Source organism: Aeromicrobium sp. (genome assembly GCF_047606445.1).
GTDB lineage: Bacteria > Actinomycetota > Actinomycetes > Propionibacteriales > Nocardioidaceae > Aeromicrobium.
The window spans coordinates 24,461-39,898 of record NZ_JASGEK010000067.1 but is presented as its reverse complement, the minus strand read 5'-3'; the positions used below and the strand labels follow the sequence as shown (position 1 = coordinate 39,898).

General features: G+C 69.4%; 20 protein-coding genes and 3 tRNA genes. 18 read left to right on the top strand and 5 right to left on the bottom strand.

The features are described from left to right. Nucleotides 1-440 precede the first annotated feature (440 nt). From QM621_RS13045 to QM621_RS13005, 9 genes are all read left to right on the top strand, one after another. Nucleotides 441-3,044 carry an AAA family ATPase gene (locus QM621_RS13045; RefSeq protein WP_414990822.1) on the top strand — a complete coding sequence of 868 codons (2,604 nt, stop codon included), beginning with the start codon at nt 441-443 and terminating at the stop codon, nt 3,042-3,044. Between the two features lie 73 nt (nt 3,045-3,117). Continuing rightward, nucleotides 3,118-4,149 carry a quinone-dependent dihydroorotate dehydrogenase gene (locus QM621_RS13040; protein ID WP_414990821.1) on the top strand — a complete coding sequence of 344 codons (1,032 nt, stop codon included), beginning with the start codon at nt 3,118-3,120 and terminating at the stop codon, nt 4,147-4,149. A 55-nt stretch (nt 4,150-4,204) separates the two neighbouring features. After that, complete coding sequence (locus QM621_RS13035; RefSeq protein ID WP_414990820.1) at nt 4,205-4,477, top strand: type II toxin-antitoxin system Phd/YefM family antitoxin; 273 nt, start codon at nt 4,205-4,207, stop codon at nt 4,475-4,477. After that, nucleotides 4,464-4,847 carry a type II toxin-antitoxin system VapC family toxin gene (locus tag QM621_RS13030; RefSeq protein ID WP_414990819.1) on the top strand — a complete coding sequence of 128 codons (384 nt, stop codon included), beginning with the start codon at nt 4,464-4,466 and terminating at the stop codon, nt 4,845-4,847. The genes QM621_RS13035 and QM621_RS13030 overlap by 14 nt, the downstream gene beginning before the upstream one ends. A 57-nt stretch (nt 4,848-4,904) precedes the next feature. Further along, a tRNA-Thr gene (locus QM621_RS13025) sits at nt 4,905-4,977 on the top strand. Between the two features lie 51 nt (nt 4,978-5,028). Beyond that, nucleotides 5,029-5,102 (top strand) — tRNA-Met (locus QM621_RS13020). Nucleotides 5,103-5,145: 43 nt separating this feature from the next. Further along, nucleotides 5,146-5,316 carry a 50S ribosomal protein L33 gene (gene rpmG, locus QM621_RS13015; RefSeq protein ID WP_414990818.1) on the top strand — a complete coding sequence of 57 codons (171 nt, stop codon included), beginning with the start codon at nt 5,146-5,148 and terminating at the stop codon, nt 5,314-5,316. 174 nt (nt 5,317-5,490) lie between these two features. Further along, nucleotides 5,491-5,874: a hypothetical protein gene (locus tag QM621_RS13010; protein WP_414990817.1), complete on the top strand. Its 384-nt coding sequence runs from the start codon at nt 5,491-5,493 to the stop codon at nt 5,872-5,874. 35 nt (nt 5,875-5,909) lie between these two features. Continuing rightward, nucleotides 5,910-6,929 (top strand): UDP-N-acetylmuramate dehydrogenase, encoded by a 1,020-nt coding sequence (locus tag QM621_RS13005; RefSeq protein ID WP_414990816.1) that lies wholly within the window; start codon nt 5,910-5,912, stop codon nt 6,927-6,929. Nucleotide 6,930: 1 nt separating this feature from the next. Here QM621_RS13005 and QM621_RS13000 read toward each other — a convergent pair whose 3' ends face one another. The 5 genes from QM621_RS13000 to QM621_RS12980 are packed head-to-tail and all read right to left on the bottom strand — an operon-like array spanning nt 6,931 to nt 9,858. Then, complete coding sequence (locus QM621_RS13000; RefSeq protein WP_414990815.1) at nt 6,931-7,422, bottom strand: DUF4190 domain-containing protein; 492 nt, start codon at nt 7,420-7,422, stop codon at nt 6,931-6,933. A gap of 53 nt (nt 7,423-7,475) precedes the next feature. Further along, nucleotides 7,476-7,919, bottom strand: a complete 444-nt coding sequence (locus tag QM621_RS12995) for a DUF4190 domain-containing protein (RefSeq protein ID WP_414990814.1) — start codon at nt 7,917-7,919, stop codon at nt 7,476-7,478. A gap of 46 nt (nt 7,920-7,965) precedes the next feature. Continuing rightward, complete coding sequence (locus QM621_RS12990) at nt 7,966-8,301, bottom strand: hypothetical protein (RefSeq protein ID WP_414990813.1); 336 nt, start codon at nt 8,299-8,301, stop codon at nt 7,966-7,968. Then, on the bottom strand, nt 8,298-9,329 hold the full coding sequence (locus QM621_RS12985) for an adenosine deaminase (protein WP_414990812.1): 1,032 nt from the start codon (nt 9,327-9,329) through the stop codon (nt 8,298-8,300). Before QM621_RS12985 ends, QM621_RS12990 begins: the two co-directional genes overlap by 4 nt. A gap of 4 nt (nt 9,330-9,333) precedes the next feature. Further along, entirely contained in the window at nt 9,334-9,858 is a 525-nt protein-coding gene (locus QM621_RS12980) for a hypothetical protein (protein WP_414990811.1), read from the bottom strand. Between the two features lie 97 nt (nt 9,859-9,955). Between QM621_RS12980 and QM621_RS12975 the strand changes: the two genes are divergently transcribed. The 9 genes from QM621_RS12975 (at nt 9,956) to rplL (ending at nt 15,171) form a co-directional block, all read left to right on the top strand. Continuing rightward, entirely contained in the window at nt 9,956-10,444 is a 489-nt protein-coding gene (locus tag QM621_RS12975; RefSeq protein ID WP_414990810.1) for an NINE protein, read from the top strand. Between the two features lie 139 nt (nt 10,445-10,583). Continuing rightward, nucleotides 10,584-10,659: transfer RNA gene (locus tag QM621_RS12970), tRNA-Trp, on the top strand. Between the two features lie 59 nt (nt 10,660-10,718). Beyond that, a complete protein-coding gene (gene secE / locus QM621_RS12965; protein ID WP_414990809.1) occupies nt 10,719-10,946 on the top strand; it encodes a preprotein translocase subunit SecE in 228 nt (75 codons plus the stop codon). Nucleotides 10,947-10,957: 11 nt separating this feature from the next. Further along, on the top strand, nt 10,958-11,722 hold the full coding sequence (gene nusG / locus QM621_RS12960; protein ID WP_414990808.1) for a transcription termination/antitermination protein NusG: 765 nt from the start codon (nt 10,958-10,960) through the stop codon (nt 11,720-11,722). A 63-nt stretch (nt 11,723-11,785) separates the two neighbouring features. Beyond that, on the top strand, nt 11,786-12,217 hold the full coding sequence (gene rplK / locus QM621_RS12955) for a 50S ribosomal protein L11 (RefSeq protein WP_414990807.1): 432 nt from the start codon (nt 11,786-11,788) through the stop codon (nt 12,215-12,217). A gap of 65 nt (nt 12,218-12,282) precedes the next feature. Then, nucleotides 12,283-12,999, top strand: a complete 717-nt coding sequence (gene rplA, locus QM621_RS12950) for a 50S ribosomal protein L1 (RefSeq protein WP_414990806.1) — start codon at nt 12,283-12,285, stop codon at nt 12,997-12,999. A gap of 105 nt (nt 13,000-13,104) precedes the next feature. Next, nucleotides 13,105-13,920: a hypothetical protein gene (locus QM621_RS12945; RefSeq protein ID WP_414990805.1), complete on the top strand. Its 816-nt coding sequence runs from the start codon at nt 13,105-13,107 to the stop codon at nt 13,918-13,920. A 236-nt stretch (nt 13,921-14,156) separates the two neighbouring features. Then, entirely contained in the window at nt 14,157-14,720 is a 564-nt protein-coding gene (gene rplJ, locus QM621_RS12940; RefSeq protein ID WP_414990804.1) for a 50S ribosomal protein L10, read from the top strand. A 61-nt stretch (nt 14,721-14,781) separates the two neighbouring features. After that, nucleotides 14,782-15,171, top strand: coding sequence for a 50S ribosomal protein L7/L12 (rplL, locus tag QM621_RS12935; RefSeq protein WP_414990803.1), 390 nt, complete (start codon nt 14,782-14,784; stop codon nt 15,169-15,171). The last annotated feature ends 267 nt before the right edge of the window (nt 15,172-15,438 follow it).

Genomic DNA, 15,438 nt, shown 5'->3' with positions numbered 1-15,438 from the left:
CCAACCTCAAAACCTGGCGCATCGCCCACACCGACTACCGACGCCCCTACACCACATTCAGCCAAACCATTACAGCGGTTATCGGACTACACTTCTGGGACACCTCGTGAATAAGCCTCAAGACACCATCCGCTGCCTCAAACGCTACATCTGCCGAGAGATCTACCAAGCCCTCAAAACCGACCTCAACTGGACTTGACATCCATAGGACCCTCTCGGGCGCAGGGCGCCCTCGCATCTCAGGACCCGGAACGACCGACGGAGTCCTCTACCTGCCGAGCCGTCAAGGCTCGCCCAAGCCGCCCTCGGGAGACCCGAATCACCCCTCCACCCCCCGGAACGTTGCTTTCCGCAACGGCCAGACTCGCCTGAATTCGCAGTGAATCATCGGTCGTTCCTCCTGATAGGGTCGCTGTGGGAGGGGTTGAGAAGCGGAGAAAATGAGCAACGCGCACTTCTTGCCGGTCAGCCGTCATTCGGTTGTCCCCAGGTCGCGGATCGTCGCGCGCGCGTTGGACGGCGACCCGGCGCTCATCGCGCTGGTCGGCCGTCCCGGGTCGGGCAAGACGGTCACCGCCGTGCAGCTCGCGACCGAGTTCGCCGACCGTGGCGAGCAGGTGGTCTGGATTCGCCTGACCGCCGACGACAGCGAGCACCGCTCGTTCTGGCAGCGGTGCTTCGGCGTGTTGGCTCAGGCCGGCGTCGCCCCCGAGGGCAGCCAGGCGCTCCGACTGTTCAGCGAAGGGCCGCGGATCAGCGAGCCTGAGAGCGTCGCGGAGGCGTTGGAGGAGTGCTCCCAGCCGCTCGCCGTGGTGGTCGACGACGCGCATCACCTCGACGCCGGGCATGCTGACGAGGTCGCCACGAGTGTGCTGCACGCCCTGGAACGGGTGCCCGGACTCCGGGTGATCGTGACGAGTCGGCGGCCTTTCGTCCAGCTCACCGGCGTCGACGCCCGGGTCCGGGTGCCGGTGGTGGAACTGCTGGAGGAGGACCTCGCGTTCAGCGAGCCGGAGGTGGAGCAACTGCTCGCCGCGCGTCTGCCGCATCTCGGACAGGCCCGTCGGAAGGCGTTGGCCGACAGTGTGATGGGGGAGAGCGCCGGGTGGCCCATCGCCGCGCACGCGGCGATCACCGAGCGCGACCTCGACCGCCCTGGACGGCCGACGGCGGCCCGCGGCAGCTACATCCGCGGTTATGTCGACCGGATGCTCGACGGCTGCACGGAACAGGAGCGCGAGGCGTTGATGGTCTCCGGCGTGGTCCCGGAGGTGTCGGCGCGGGTGCTCGCGGCGATGCTCGGACTGTCGGTCGAACGTGCCGAGAGCCTGCTCGACGGCTCGCCCAGCGTCGACCTCGCCTCCTGGGAGGAAGAGGGCGAGCGCTGGTACCGCCACCACGACCTCGTGCGCGAGGAGTTGGCCGCGCGGTCTGAACGCGAGGTGGCCGCGGACCGTCTCCAGGCCTGCCATCGGGGCGCTGCGGCGGCGTTGGCCGAGACGCGCCCCTTCGAGGCGGTGCGTTCGGCGATGCGCGCGCGGGCGTGGGAATGGCTCGCCGAGATGCTGCTCGACTCCTACATGCTCATGATCGAGCCGCGGCCCCGTGTCCGGCTGTCGCCGTGGCTCCGCGACATCCCCGAGGACGTCCGACAGCAGTATCCGGTCTTGGCCGCCTTCGCGCTGATCGACGAGCACGCCGCGCCCGCCGGTCGGCAGGAGAAGGTGCGGCGCGACCTGGAGGAGTTGGCCGAGCAGACCTTGGCCGAGGCGTCCGCCGGGCCGGGGCTGCCCGGCGCGACCGCGACGGTGCTGCGCATGGTCGCGGCGAGGCTGAGCGGCAACGAGGCGCTCGCGCTCGCCATGGCCGAGCAGGCGCAGGAGGTGTTCGACCAGCTCGACGAGGCGGCCGCCCGGCGCTATCGTGGCGCGGTGGCGCTCGCCGCCACCCAACGGCCGCTCACCTTCTTGCACGCCGACCGCTTCGAGGAGGCCGAGCGTGCGCTGCGCCTGGTCGAGGCGACGTCCGACGAGTCCGACGGCCACAGCCGTGCCGCGACGACGGCCCTCGCGGCCTTCGGCTCGGCGTTGCGCGGCGACATCCCACAGGCGCGCGACCTCGTCGCGCGATGCGGGAAGATCGACACGCGCGTCGGATGGCACGACGGGACCTCCGGCACGGTCTACCGCATCGCGGCCGCCATCGTGGCGTTGGACGACGGCGACGCCGAGACCGCCGAGGCGCAGATCGCCGCCCTCGACGACGGCCGCGACCTCACCGACCACTGGCCGTATGTGGTCGTGGTGGGGACGTTGGCGCGCGACTTCCGCGCAGGACCGGAGGAGGCGCTGGCCCACCTCGACCGGCAGACGGCGCGGTGGCAGGGCCAGGCGGTGCTGCCGACCGCGCAGGACCGGTTCGCGAGGATTCGCGCGCGGCTGGGCTGGCACGCCGGCCACGTCGTGCCCCGGGTGCGTGGCGGTCTTCCGGAGAGCGTGGAGAGCGTGTACCACGCGTTCGGCTGGCATGATCCGACGACGGCGCGGGCGATCGTCGGTCGGCTGCTGCAAGGCCCCCATATCGCAGAGAACCCGCGCGACCGCGCGGAGTTGCTCCTGCTCAAGGCGGAGGCGGCGCTCCAGGGCGACGACGAGCAGACCGCCGCTGCCGCAGCGCGTCAGGCGGCCGAGGTGCTGGACGCCCATCAGCTCGGACTGCCGTTGCGGGCGTTGCCGCGGGCCTCGCTGGAGCAGCTGCGGAAGTTCGCCCCGTCGTTGCGCGCCGAACTGGGAGCCACCCGGGTCGGCGTGACGTTCTCGCCGCTCTCGCTCGGCGAGCAGCGCACGATCACCGCCATCGCGCTGTACGGCAATGTCGCCGACGCGGCCAAGGCGCTCTTCCGCAGCCCCAACACGGTCAAGACCCAGTTGCGCGCCGCCTACCGCAAACTCGGCACCAACCAGCGCGAGGAGGCGCTGCGCATCGCCGGCGACGCCGGCCTCATCGACGAGACCCTCCTCCACGGCGACGCGCAGGACGACTGACGTTCCCACGGAGGAGAGCTGTCCGAGGTCGAGCGCACGGAAGGCGTGCGCCGTCGCCTCGTAGGCTGTCGGAATGGCTTCTCCCTACGATGTGATGTTCCGCCAGGTGTTAGCGCGGATGGACCCGGAGGTGGCCCACGAGCAGGCGCACCGCGCGATCCGGCTCGGCGGGCGGGCCGTGGGCGCGGCGCTGCCGGTCCCGGCGGCGCCGCGCACGGTCATGGGGGTGCGCTTCCCGCACGCCTTCGGGCTGGCGGCGGGCTTCGACAAGAACGCGACCGCCGTCCCGGGCCTGCTGGCGCTCGGCTTCGGCCACGTCGAGATCGGCACGGTCACGGCCAAGCCGCAGCCGGGCAACCCGCGTCCGCGCCTCTTCCGCCTCGTCGACGACCGCGCGGTCGTCAACCGCATGGGCTTCAACAACGACGGCGCCGCGGTGGTGGCCGCGCGGCTGCACCGACTGCGTCAGCGCGAGGTGGGGCGTGACGCGGTGATCGGCGTCAACATCGGCAAGACCAAGGTGGTCGAGCCCGAGCACGCCGTCGCCGACTACGTCGAGAGCGCGCGGCTGCTGGCCCCCTTCGCGGACTATCTCGTCGTCAACGTCTCCAGCCCCAACACCCCGGGTCTGCGCGACCTGCAGGCGGTCGAGCAGTTGGAGCCGATCCTGGCCGCCGTCCGCCAGGTGACCGAGGCGAACCACGGTGGACGGGTGCCGCTGGTGGTCAAGATCGCCCCGGACCTGGCCGACGACGACGTCGACGCGGTCGCCGACCTCGCGCTGTCGCTGGGCCTCGACGGGATCAGCGCGACCAACACGACCATCGCCCGGCCGGAGTCGCTGCGGACCGACCGCGCGGTGGTCGAGGCGGCGGGCGTGGGCGGCCTGTCCGGCCCGATCCTGGCCGAGCGGGCCACCGAGGTGCTGACCCGGCTGCGGGCGCGGGCAGGCGACCGTCTGGCGCTCATCGGCGTCGGCGGGGTCGCGACCCCCGACGACGTGCGCGCGCGCCTGGCGGCCGGGGCCGACCTCGTCCAGGGCTACACGAGCTTCATCTACGAGGGCCCCCTCTGGCCCCGTCGCATGGCCCTCGCCGCCCGGTGAGGATCGTCCGTCGCCGTCCTTGACCAGACTAAGTCGGACTAACTAGCCTGGACGTATGAGTGCCACGACGACCGCGATGGTGAACATCCACGAGGCCAAGACCCACCTGTCCCGTCTGCTGGAGCGGGTGCAGGCCGGCGAGCGCATCGTCATCGCCAAGGCGGGCAACCCGATCGCCGAGTTACGCGCGTTCGAGCACGTCCCGCTTCGCTTCGGGACGATGAAGGGCATGTTCGGCGACGACCCCGATGGGGCGTTCACCGCCGAGGCCGAGGCCGAGGTGCGGGCGATGTTCGACGAAGGGTTGGCTCTCGATGGTCCTGCTTGACACCAACGCGTTGCTGTGGCTCGTGGAGGACAGGCCCCAATTGGGCGTGGCCTCGCGCGAGATGCTCGCCTCCCGTCATCCGGTGTACTACTCGGCGGTGAGCGTCCAGGAGTTGGTGATCAAGCAGATGAAAGGGCGGCTGGTCGTGCCTGACGACCTGTGCGCCCGTCTCGACGCGGGCGGCTTGCGTCAGTTGCCGCTCGCCGGAGAGCACGCGGAGGCCCTTCGGGAGTTTCCGAGTTTGGCGGGGCATGACCCATTCGATCGGGCTCTGCTGGCTCAAGCGCAGGTGGAGGGGCTGGTCTTTCTGACCTCCGATCGAGTTCTGCTCTCCTTGGAAATCCCGTGGATTCGGGACGCTCGGGCGTGAGGCGGCGACCCCGATTTCGCAAACCGGGGGACGTCCTGTAGTGTCGTTCCTCGGCTTGCCCCTTTAGCTCAGTCGGCAGAGCGTTTCCATGGTAAGGAAAAGGTCTACGGTTCGATTCCGTAAAGGGGCTCTGGACTCCCGGTCGCCGGGAGTCCCGTTCGCGAGGAGACTCGCGCACTCCGGCGGGGTAGCTCAGTCGGTCAGAGCGCACGACTCATAATCGTGAGGTCGCGGGTTCGAACCCCGCCTCCGCTACAGCACAGTCCAGCACGTTCCGATTTCTCAGGAGAGGCACCCCGTGGCCAGCAAGAGCTCCGACGTCCGCCCCAAGATCACCTTGGCCTGCACCGAGTGCAAAGAGCGGAACTACATCACCAAGAAGAACCGTCGCAACGATCCCGATCGTCTCGACGTCAAGAAGTTCTGCCCGCGCTGCAACGCCCACCAGGTACACCGCGAGACGCGCTGATCCAGCTTCCTGACGACGCCCCGATCCCCTCAGGGATCGGGGCGTCGTCGCGTTGTCCGCAGGGTGGGTGGCGCGATGAGTCACACTGTCCACAGGTCGGAGATCAGCCCTGGCCTCCCTGCCGAGTGAACGGTTCGCTGGCGTTTGTCAGTTCACTTGTTCCAGAATGGGGAGATGATTCCGATGGACGCGATCGACACGCAGACGTGGATCGTGCTGGCCAGCCTGGCGACCGCCGTGTTGGCCATGATGGCCGTATTGGCGGGGGCCACGGCGTATATGCATCGCATGGTCCACCAGACGGTCACGACGACCGTCGTCGCGGCGGTCGGCGAGGCGCAGCGTGAGAACCGTGAGAGGTTCGACAAACTTGAGGCCACGGTCGAGAAGAACCGCGCCGAGGCCCGTGAGGACACTCAGCAGGTGCGGGACGAGGTCCATCAGGTGCGGGATCAGGTCGCCCGACTACGGAGTGACGTGACGCGTGGCGACGCCGATCTCGGGCGCCGCATCGACCGGCTGTACCTGGGCGGCGGGCCGGAGATCCGCGAGGCCTGAATCGGCCTGCTGTCCTCCTTGCTAGCGTCGCGCCCATGCGCTTATCGGAGGTGACCACGTTCAGGCTCGGCGGTCCGGCGGGGGAGGTGGTCGCGGCGACCACCGCCGAGGAGCTGGTCGAGGCGGTCCGTGGCGCCGACGAGGCCGACACGCCGGTGCTGCTCGTCGCCGGCGGCAGCAATCTGGTGGTCGCGGACGAGGGCTTCGACGGGCGGGTCGTGCTCGTCCGCACGCGTGGGATCGAGGTCGACCAGGACGCGTGCAGCGGCGCCACGGTCACCGTCGCGGCCGGAGAGAACTGGGACGACTTCGTCGCGCTGGCCGTCGAGCGCGAGTGGATCGGCGTCGAGGCGCTGTCGGGCATTCCCGGCTCGGTCGGCGCCACACCGGTGCAGAACGTCGGCGCCTACGGCCAGGAGGTCGCGCAGACGATCGTCCGGGTGCGGGTCTGGGACCGTCAGGAGGCCCGCGTGCGCACGCTCGCGGCCGTCGACTGCGGCTTCGGCTACCGGACGAGTCGTTTCAAGCGGGAACCAGACCGCTACGTCGTCCTGGAGGTGACGTTCCAGTTCCGTCTCGGCTCGCTGGGCGCCCCGGTGGCTTATGCGGAACTGGCCCGGACGCTCGGCGTCGAGACGGGTGAGCGCGCGCCGTCGGCGCAGGTGCGCGAGACGGTGCTGGGTCTGCGGCGCGGCAAGGGCATGGTGCTCGACGAGGCCGACCACGACACGTGGAGCGCGGGCTCGTTCTTCACCAACCCGATCCTGAGCGCCGAGGAGGCGGCGGCGCTGCCCGAGGTGGCTCCGCGCTTCCCCCAGGGGGACGGGAGCGTCAAGACGAGCGCGGCCTGGCTGATCAGCCAGGCCGGGTTCGAGCGAGGCCATGGCAGCGGCCCGGCGACCCTGTCGACCAAGCACGCCCTCGCGCTGACGAACCGAGGCATGGCCACCACCGCCGACCTCCTGGCGCTGGCGCGGGAGGTCCGTGACGGCGTGGCGGACGCCTACGGGGTCGTGCTGGAGCCGGAGCCGAACCTCGTCGGGTGCGCGCTCTGACTCAGATCCGCGGCAGCAGCGAGATCAGCGAGTCGTAGTAGTAGTCGTCTCCGCTGCTCTCGGGATCGACGAGGACCATGAGCACGATGAAACCGATGATGCAGAGGATCATCAACACGAGGAACACCGTGCCGATGATGCCCATGATGACGCCGGCCTGAGCCTCGCCTCGTCCACCGAGGGAGCCGCCGGACTCGTCGATCTCCTTGATCGCACGGGCTCCGAGGATCCAGCCGACGGGCGCGACCAAGAACGTCACGTAGCACATGAAACCAGTCAGGCCGACGATGCCGAAGGCCATCGCGCTGGTCGCCGACGGGTGCTTGGGCGGCGGTGGCTGGTAGTAGCCGTACATCGGCGCGCTGTGGCCGGGAGGCGGTGCCGGTCGACCGGCGGAAGGACCAGGCTGGTCGGCCGACGACGGGCCAGCCTGGTCCGAGCCATATGGCGCTTCGGGCTCGTACGGGTCCTGAGGCTGGTACGGATTGCTCATGGCGACCAGCATCGCACAGCGCCCAGCCGGTGTCAGGGTGCGCGCAGGCGGAATCAGTCCATGGCTGAGACCAGCGAGTACCCGTAGTCGTCGTCCTCGTAGTCGTCCCAGTCGCTCTCGACGGAGGCCAGGAAGATGCCCCAGATGACGAACCAGACGATGAGGAACAGCGTGGAGATGATGAACAAGACAGTGCCGATGATCCCGCAGATGAAGCCGGCCTGCGCCTTGCCGCGACCACCGAGCGTGCCGCCCGAGGCGTCGATCTCGTTCATGGTCTTCTTGCCCATCCACCAGCCGAACGGAGCGATGAGCTGGCACAGCGCCACACCGAGGATGCCGAGCACCATGGCGGTGGTCGCCGACGGATGCTCCGGCGGAAGCGGCTGGTAGCCGTAGCCGGGCGTCCCCGGGGGTTGCTGAGGGGGCGGGGGCTGGGCTGCCCCGTAGGGCTGGTCCGGCCGGTAGGGCTCTTGAGGCTCGTACGGGCTGCTCATGGTGTTCAGCATCGCACAACTCGGCCCGGGCCGCCCGCGGAACGGCTCAGTAGGGCGACGGGGCGAGGAGGGTGAGCCAGAGCAAGGCGCCGACCGCGATCATCACGAGCGTCGCGACGAGCAGCGCCACGGTGCCGATCACGCCGAGGACGAGACCGGTCCGGGCGCGGCCACGGCCCTGCCAGGATCCGGGCTCGCGGTCGTCGAGGCGGAGCGCCCGGGCGCCGTGGAACCAGGCGAGCGGTGCGGCGGCGAGCGGCAGCAGGCAGCAGAGCCCCGCGGCGACGCCGACGACGCCGAGCACGATCGCCGTCGTCGCTCCGGGCAGCGACGGCTTCGGCGGTCGGTACGCCGACCAGGCCGGGAAGGGCGTCGGGTTCATCGGCCCCACTGTCGCACACGGCCGCCCAGCCATGCCTCGACGTCGGCGAGCGCCCGATCGCGGAGTTCGTCGGGGGCGAGTGAGGCCTGCCACGAGTCGACGGCCAGACAGGCCAGCTCCTCGTCGGAGAAGTCTTGAGCGGCGCGCAACAGCGCGTACTGCCCGCCGAGGCGGGAGCCGAACAACAGCGGGTCGTCGGCGCCCAGGGCGATGGTCGCCCCGGCGTCCTTGAGCGGCCGGATCGGCAGCTCCTCGATGGTGTCGTAGACGCCCAGCGCCACATTCGAGGCCGGGCAGACCTCCAGCGCGACGCCCTCGCGGACGACCCGCTCGACCACGCGAGGGTCCTCGGCCGCCCGCACCCCGTGGCCGAGCCGGGTGGGGCGCAGATGGTCGAGGCAGGCGGTCACGTGCTCGGGTCCTCGCAGCTCGCCGCCGTGGGGCATGGCGGCGAGCCCCGCGTCGGCGGCGATGCGGAAGGCGGGGGAGAAGGCGGCGGTGTCGCCGCGCCGTTCGTCGTTGGACAGTCCGAAGCCGACCACGCCGCGTCCGGCGTACTGCGCGGCGAGCCGGGCGAGCGTCCGGGCGTCGAGCGGGTGCCGGGTGCGGTTGGCGGCGATCACCACGCCCATGCGCAGCCCAGAGGCCTTCTCGGCCTCGCGGACGGCGTCGAGCACGAGGTCGGTGAAGGCGGTGATCCCGCCGAACCGGGCGCCGTAGCCGGAGGGGTCGACTTGGATCTCGGTCCACGCGGCCCCGTCGGCGACGTCGTCCTCGGCGGCCTCCCGCGCCAGTCGGCGCACGTCGTCCTCGGTGCGCAGGACCGACCGGGCGACGTCGTAGAGCCGTTGGAAGCGGAACCAGCCCTTCTCGTCGACCCCGGTCAGCCGGGGCGGCCAGTCCTGGGTCAGCGCGGGCGGAAGGGTGATCCCGTCGCGTTCGGCCAGCTCGCACAGCGTGCTGTGCCGCATCGACCCGGTGAAGTGCAGGTGCAGATGAGCCTTCGGCAGCTCCGACAGAGGGCGCACGGGCTCAGCGGTGGCCGAAGGCCTCACGCACGCCCGAGGGCATTCCTCGGGATTCCAGCCGGTCGGCGGTCTTGCCGACCATGCGCCGGCTCGGCCACACGTGGAACGCCAGCGTCGGCAGCCCGACCACCACGCCGACCAGCGCCGGCCACCACCCGTACGGCAGCACGAAGGCCAGGACCATCGCGATGATGATCGTCGCCTCGACGAGGGCGAAGCGGAGGACTGCGGCCTGCTGCAGGCGGGCCAGCCCCACCTGGGTCTGGTCGAGCGACGCCAGCGGCTCGATCTGGTAGCCGATCAACTCGGCGAGGACGCCCGAGGCCAGGACCGTCGCGATGATCGCAGCGGTGAGCCAGAGCGGCAGGCTCTCGGTCGCCGGCGGTGCGGCGAAGGCGACGGCGACGAGCACGAGGACGGGCGCGACGGCGAAGGCGGTCGCCGTGACGCGGTAGGCGAGGGCGGCGGGAACCGGCGACGATGGCCCTGAGGGCGGACGAGCGGGGTCGGGCGGCTGGGGAACAGGCATGACACGAATGTAACGCCCGGGCGCTCGGCTAGGAGATCGCGCTGATCTGACCTAGAGTGCTATCGGCTGAGACCATCTCTCGGGAGGAGACCCCCGCATGACCACCGAACCCGGCGCCACGCCGACCCAGTACTTCACTTACGTCAACGGGGCCGAGTACGGCCCCTACACCGTCGAGCAGCTCCAGCAGTACGCCGGCAGCGGCAACATCACCGCCGACAGCCACGTGCGCGTCGACGGCGGCGACTGGGTGACCGCCTCGGCGCTGCCCGAGCTCGCCGGAGCCTTCCCGGCCCCGGCGGCCGCGCCCTACCCGACGGCCCCCGCCTACGGAGCGGCCCCGGCCTACGCTGCCGCCCCCGGGTACGCCGGCCAGTTCAGCGACAAGGAGTGGCTCCCGACGGTGCTCATCTCCTTCTTCCTCGGCGGCCTCGGCGTCGACCGCTTCTACTTGGGCTACACCGGCCTGGGCATCGCCAAGCTGCTGACCTGCGGCGGCTGCGGCGTCTGGTCGCTCATCGACTTCATCATGATCATCATGGACAAGATCCCGGACGCGCAGGGCCGTCCGCTGCGCAAGAGCTGAGCGGGCCTTCGCGCGAGTCCGTCCGGGTCGCCTCGATTCGACCCGGACGGACGATGCGCGTACACTGAGGCGCACCAGTGATCTTTCACTCTGTTTTGTCATGCCTGTGCGCGTGGCAGACTGAGGGAAGCCCACTCGAACGGCACTAGCTCAACTGGCAGAGCATCGGTCTCCAAAACCGAAGGTTGGGGGTTCAAGTCCCTCGTGCCGTGCCACTGATCGACCATCCGCACGCCCCACGCGCCCACGGCGCTGGCCATGACGAAGGAGCATCGTGAGCGATCACGACCAGGGCGGCGCCACGCCGTCCGCCTCGACCCGCACCTCGCCGCTCACGTTCATCCGCCAGGTGATCGCCGAGCTGCGCAAGGTGGTCTGGCCGACCCGTTCGCAGATGGCGAACTACTTCGTCGTCGTGCTCGTGTTCGTGCTCGTCATGATGGCGATCGTGTCGGGGCTGGACTACGGCTTCGGCAAAGCCATGTTCAAGATCTTCGCCTGAATAGGACAGCCGTGACTGACAGCCACAACGAGACGATCGACGACGCGCCCGAGACGGAGGTCGAGACCGCCGAGGAGGCGGTGACCGACGACGCCTCGGCGGATGAGGCCGCGCCGACCGAGACGCCCGAGACCGACGCCGTCGGCGAGGAGGCTCCGACCGACCCCCTGGCCGAGTTCCGCGAGCGCCTCTACAACCAGTTCGGCGACTGGTACGTCGTGCACACCTACTCCGGCATGGAGAAGCGCGTCAAGGCGAACATCGAGAACCGCATCACCAGCCTCAACGCCGAGGACTACATCTTCGAGGTCGTCGTGCCGACCGAGGAGGTCGCCGAGATCAAGGGCGGTCAGCGCAAGCTCGTCAAGCGCACCACCTACCCCGGCTACGTCCTGGTCCGCATGGACCTGACCGACGAGTCGTGGGGCGTCGTGCGCCACACCCCGTCGGTGACCGGTTTCGTGGGCAACGCCCACCAGCCGGTCCCCCTGAGCCTCGCCGAGGTCGAGCGCATGCTCGCCCCGGCGGTGGAGGCCGAGGCCGTCGCCCAGGCGGCCGAGCAGGTCTCCGAAGCGCAGCCCGCGAAGACCGCCAAGGTCGAGTTCTCCGACTTCCAGACGGGCGACTCCGTCATGGTCGTCGACGGACCCTTCGCGACGCTGCACGCGACCATCACCGAGATCAACGTCGATGCCCAGCGCGTCAAGGCGCTGGTCGAGATCTTCGGTCGCGAGACCCCGGTGGAGCTGAGCTTCACCCAGATCCAGAAGGTCTGACCCGCAGGATCTGGGCGCCCGCCCGCTCCGCCATCGCACCACCTGAACAACAAGGACCCCACCATGCCCCCCAAGAAGAAAGTCACAGCTGTCGTCAAGGTGCAGCTGCAGGCCGGCCAGGCCAACCCCGCGCCGCCCGTCGGCACGGCGCTCGGCCCGACCGGCGTCAACATCATGGAGTTCTGCAAGGCGTACAACGCCGCCACGGAGTCCATGCGCGGCAACGTCGTCCCCGTCGAGATCACGATCTACGAGGACCGCTCCTTCACCTTCGTCACCAAGACGCCTCCGGCGGCCGAGCTGATCAAGAAGGCCGCCGGCCTGCAGAAGGGCTCCGGCGTGCCGCACAAGGAGAAGGTCGGCAAGATCACCGCCGCCCAGGTCCGTGAGATCGCCACGACCAAGCTGCCCGACCTCAACGCCAACGACCTCGAGGCCGCCGACAAGATCGTCGCCGGCACCGCCCGCTCCATGGGCGTCACGGTCGAGGGCTGACACCCAACTCAACTGTGGGAGGGCCGGCTGGGCCCGTCACCACGACACCTGGAAGAGAGAACCAGATGGCCAAGCACAGCAAGGCGTACCGCCAGGTCGCCGAGAAGATCGACAAGTTCCACCTCTACACCCCGCTGCAGGCGACGCGTCTCGCCAAGGAGTCGGGCAGCGCGAAGTACGACTCGACCGTGGACGTCGCCGTCCGCCTCGGCGTCGACCCGCGCAAGGCCGACCAGATGGTGCGCGGCACCGTCAACCTGCCGCACGGCACCGGCAAGACCTCCCGGGTCCTGGTCTTCGCCACCGGCGCCAACGCCGACGCCGCGCGTGAGGCGGGAGCCGACTTCGTCGGCGACGACGACCTGGTGCAGAAGATCAACGACGGCTGGCTCGACTTCGACGCCGTCGTCGCCACGCCCGACATGATGGGCAAGGTCGGCCGTCTCGGCCGCGTCCTCGGTCCGCGCAACCTCATGCCGAACCCGAAGACCGGCACCGTCACCACCGACGTCGCCAAGGCCGTCGGCGACATCAAGGGCGGCAAGATCGAGTTCCGCGTCGACCGTCACGCGAACCTGCACTTCGTGATCGGCAAGGCCTCGTTCACCGCCGAGCAGCTCGCCGAGAACTACGGCGCCGCGCTCGACGAGATCCTGCGCCTCAAGCCGGCCAGCTCGAAGGGCCGCTACGTCAAGAAGGTCACCGTCTCGACCACCACGGGTCCGGGCGTCCCGGTCGACCCGTCGCGCACGCGCGACTACGCGGTCGACGTCGACGCCTGATTCACCTCTTCTCGACGCCCCGTGCCGTTTCTCGGCGCGGGGCGTCGTCGCGTTCGACGGGGTAGTCGATCGGCGCGTGTCGGAGGTTGTCTTTAGGCTGGGCGCATGAAGCATTCGTGGAAGAAGATGACCGTCGTGGCCGCCCTGACGCTCACCGCCGGGTTCGGCCTCGCGGCCTGTGACGGGGACGACGCGAAGTCCGACGACGACAAGACGGGCTCGGAGTCGGAGGGCTCCGAGGGCGGCGTCGAACTGACCGCCGACAACTTCGCCGACCGCATCGGCGAGGCCCAGCTCGACGCGGGCGGCTCGCAGTTCGAGCTGACGGTGAACACCGCCGGTCAGGAGTTCACCGCCACCGGCGCGCAGACTCCCTCCGAGGATCCGGAGGAGGTCGAGATAGAGATGTCGGCGTCTGCTGTGGGCATGGACATGGAGATGCTCGTGGTCGACGGGTCGATGTACATGAAAATGGGTGAGATGACCGGCGGCAAGTACGTCCAGACGTCGCTCGACGACCCGCAGTACGGCGCCACGGTCGAGCAGCTGGATCTCGGCACGCAGCTGAAGACCTTCGAGGAGGCCTTGGTCGAATTCGAGGCCACCGGCGAGAGCGAGGAGATCGACGGCGTCGACGCCGCCGAGTACGTCCTCACGCTCGACAGCGAGAAGGTCATGGAGGACTTGGGTCAGGACCTCTCCTCGCTGGAGGGCTCGGGCGTGGAACTTCCGGAGACCATGGAGTACACCCTGTTCGTCGGAGACGACGACCTGCCGCGTCGCATGGTGGCGAACGTGGACCTGGGCGCCGGGAGCTCTGAGATGACGATGGACTTCTTCGACTGGGGCACGGGGGCCGATGTGGAGGCTCCGTCCGCCGACGAGATCACCACGGAGAACCCGTTCGCGGGAGTTCTCTGATCCGCGTCCGCGACCTGCGTTTGTGTTCTTCGGCCCGACCGCCTAGAGTGGTCGGGCCGAAGACCGTCGGTCGGTGATTCACGCGGATCACCCGAAGAGCCATCCGGAGCGATCCGGAGGCGGCCCACGCAGGTGCGATCAAGAGTTCATGAACCTATGCGCTCCGTGCCTGTGCGCGGGGCGTTTTTCATGGCCCTTCCCTGGTCCTCGGCGCGACCAGTGCTGGAAGGAGACCCATGGCACGCCCGGACAAGGCAGCAGCCGTCGCCGAGCTCGCGGATAACTTCCGCGAATCAGGTGGCGCTGTTCTCACCGAGTACCGTGGTCTCACCGTGAAGCAGCTGCAGGAACTGCGCCGCTCCCTCGGTGACACCGCGAGCTATGCCGTCGCCAAGAACACGCTGACCAAGATCGCGGCCAAGGAGGCGGGAGTCGAGCTCGACGACGCCCTCCTCGTCGGCCCGACCGCCATCGCCTTCATCACCGGTGACCCGGTGGAGGCGGCCAAGGGTCTGCGTGACTTCGCGAAGGCGAACACCCCCCTCGTCATCAAGGGCGGCTTCCTCGACGGGAAGCAGCTCACCGCTGACGAGATCAAGAAGCTGGCCGACTTGGAGTCGCGCGAGGTCCTCCTCGCGAAGCTCGCCGGCGCGATGAAGGGCAGCCTGGCGAACGCCGCCGCGCTGTTCAACGCGCCGCTCGCCCAGACCGCCCGTCTGGTGGCGGCTCTGGAGGAGAAGCAGGCCGGCGCCACCCCTGCGACCGAGGCTCCGGCCGAGGACGCGACCACCGAGGGCTGACAGCCCGATCACCCATATCGGGACCCCCTCGGGGTCTCACCTGTAGGAAAGGACGCCCATTATGGCGAAGCTCAGCACCGAAGAGCTGTTGGATGCTTTCAAGGAGCTCACCCTCATCGAGCTCAGCGAGTTCGTGAAGGCCTTCGAGGAGACCTTCGAGGTCACCGCGGCGGCCCCCGTCGCCGTCGCCGCCGCCCCCGTGGCCGGTGGCGAGGACGGTGGCGAGGCCGCCGCCGAGCAGGATGAGTTCGACGTCATCCTCGAGTCGGCCGGCGAGAAGAAGATCCAGGTCATCAAGGAGGTGCGCGCGCTCACGAGCCTCGGCCTGAAGGAGGCCAAGGACCTCGTCGAGGGCGCCCCGAAGCCGGTCCTGGAGAAGGTCAACAAGGAGGCCGCCGAGAAGGCCAAGGAGGCCCTCGAGGCCGTCGGCGGCTCGGTCACCCTCAAGTGATCTGATCGCACCCGCGCGAAGGCGCCCGTCCCGGAAGGGGCGGGCGCCTTCGTCGTGTCCGGGAGAGCGCGGGCTCCTGAGCCCCGTGCGCCGACCCGCAACTCGATGTGACAGGTCCCTGTGACGTGGGATACCCTTGATCGATCCAACTGCGGAGATCGATGGTCAGCGCGCTGATCGTCGCGTAACCTCGGCGGGGTCGGAGTCGTTCTAGGTGTGGTCGTCGTCACGTGCGTGTGATCACAGCCGCGACAACCTATGATGAAG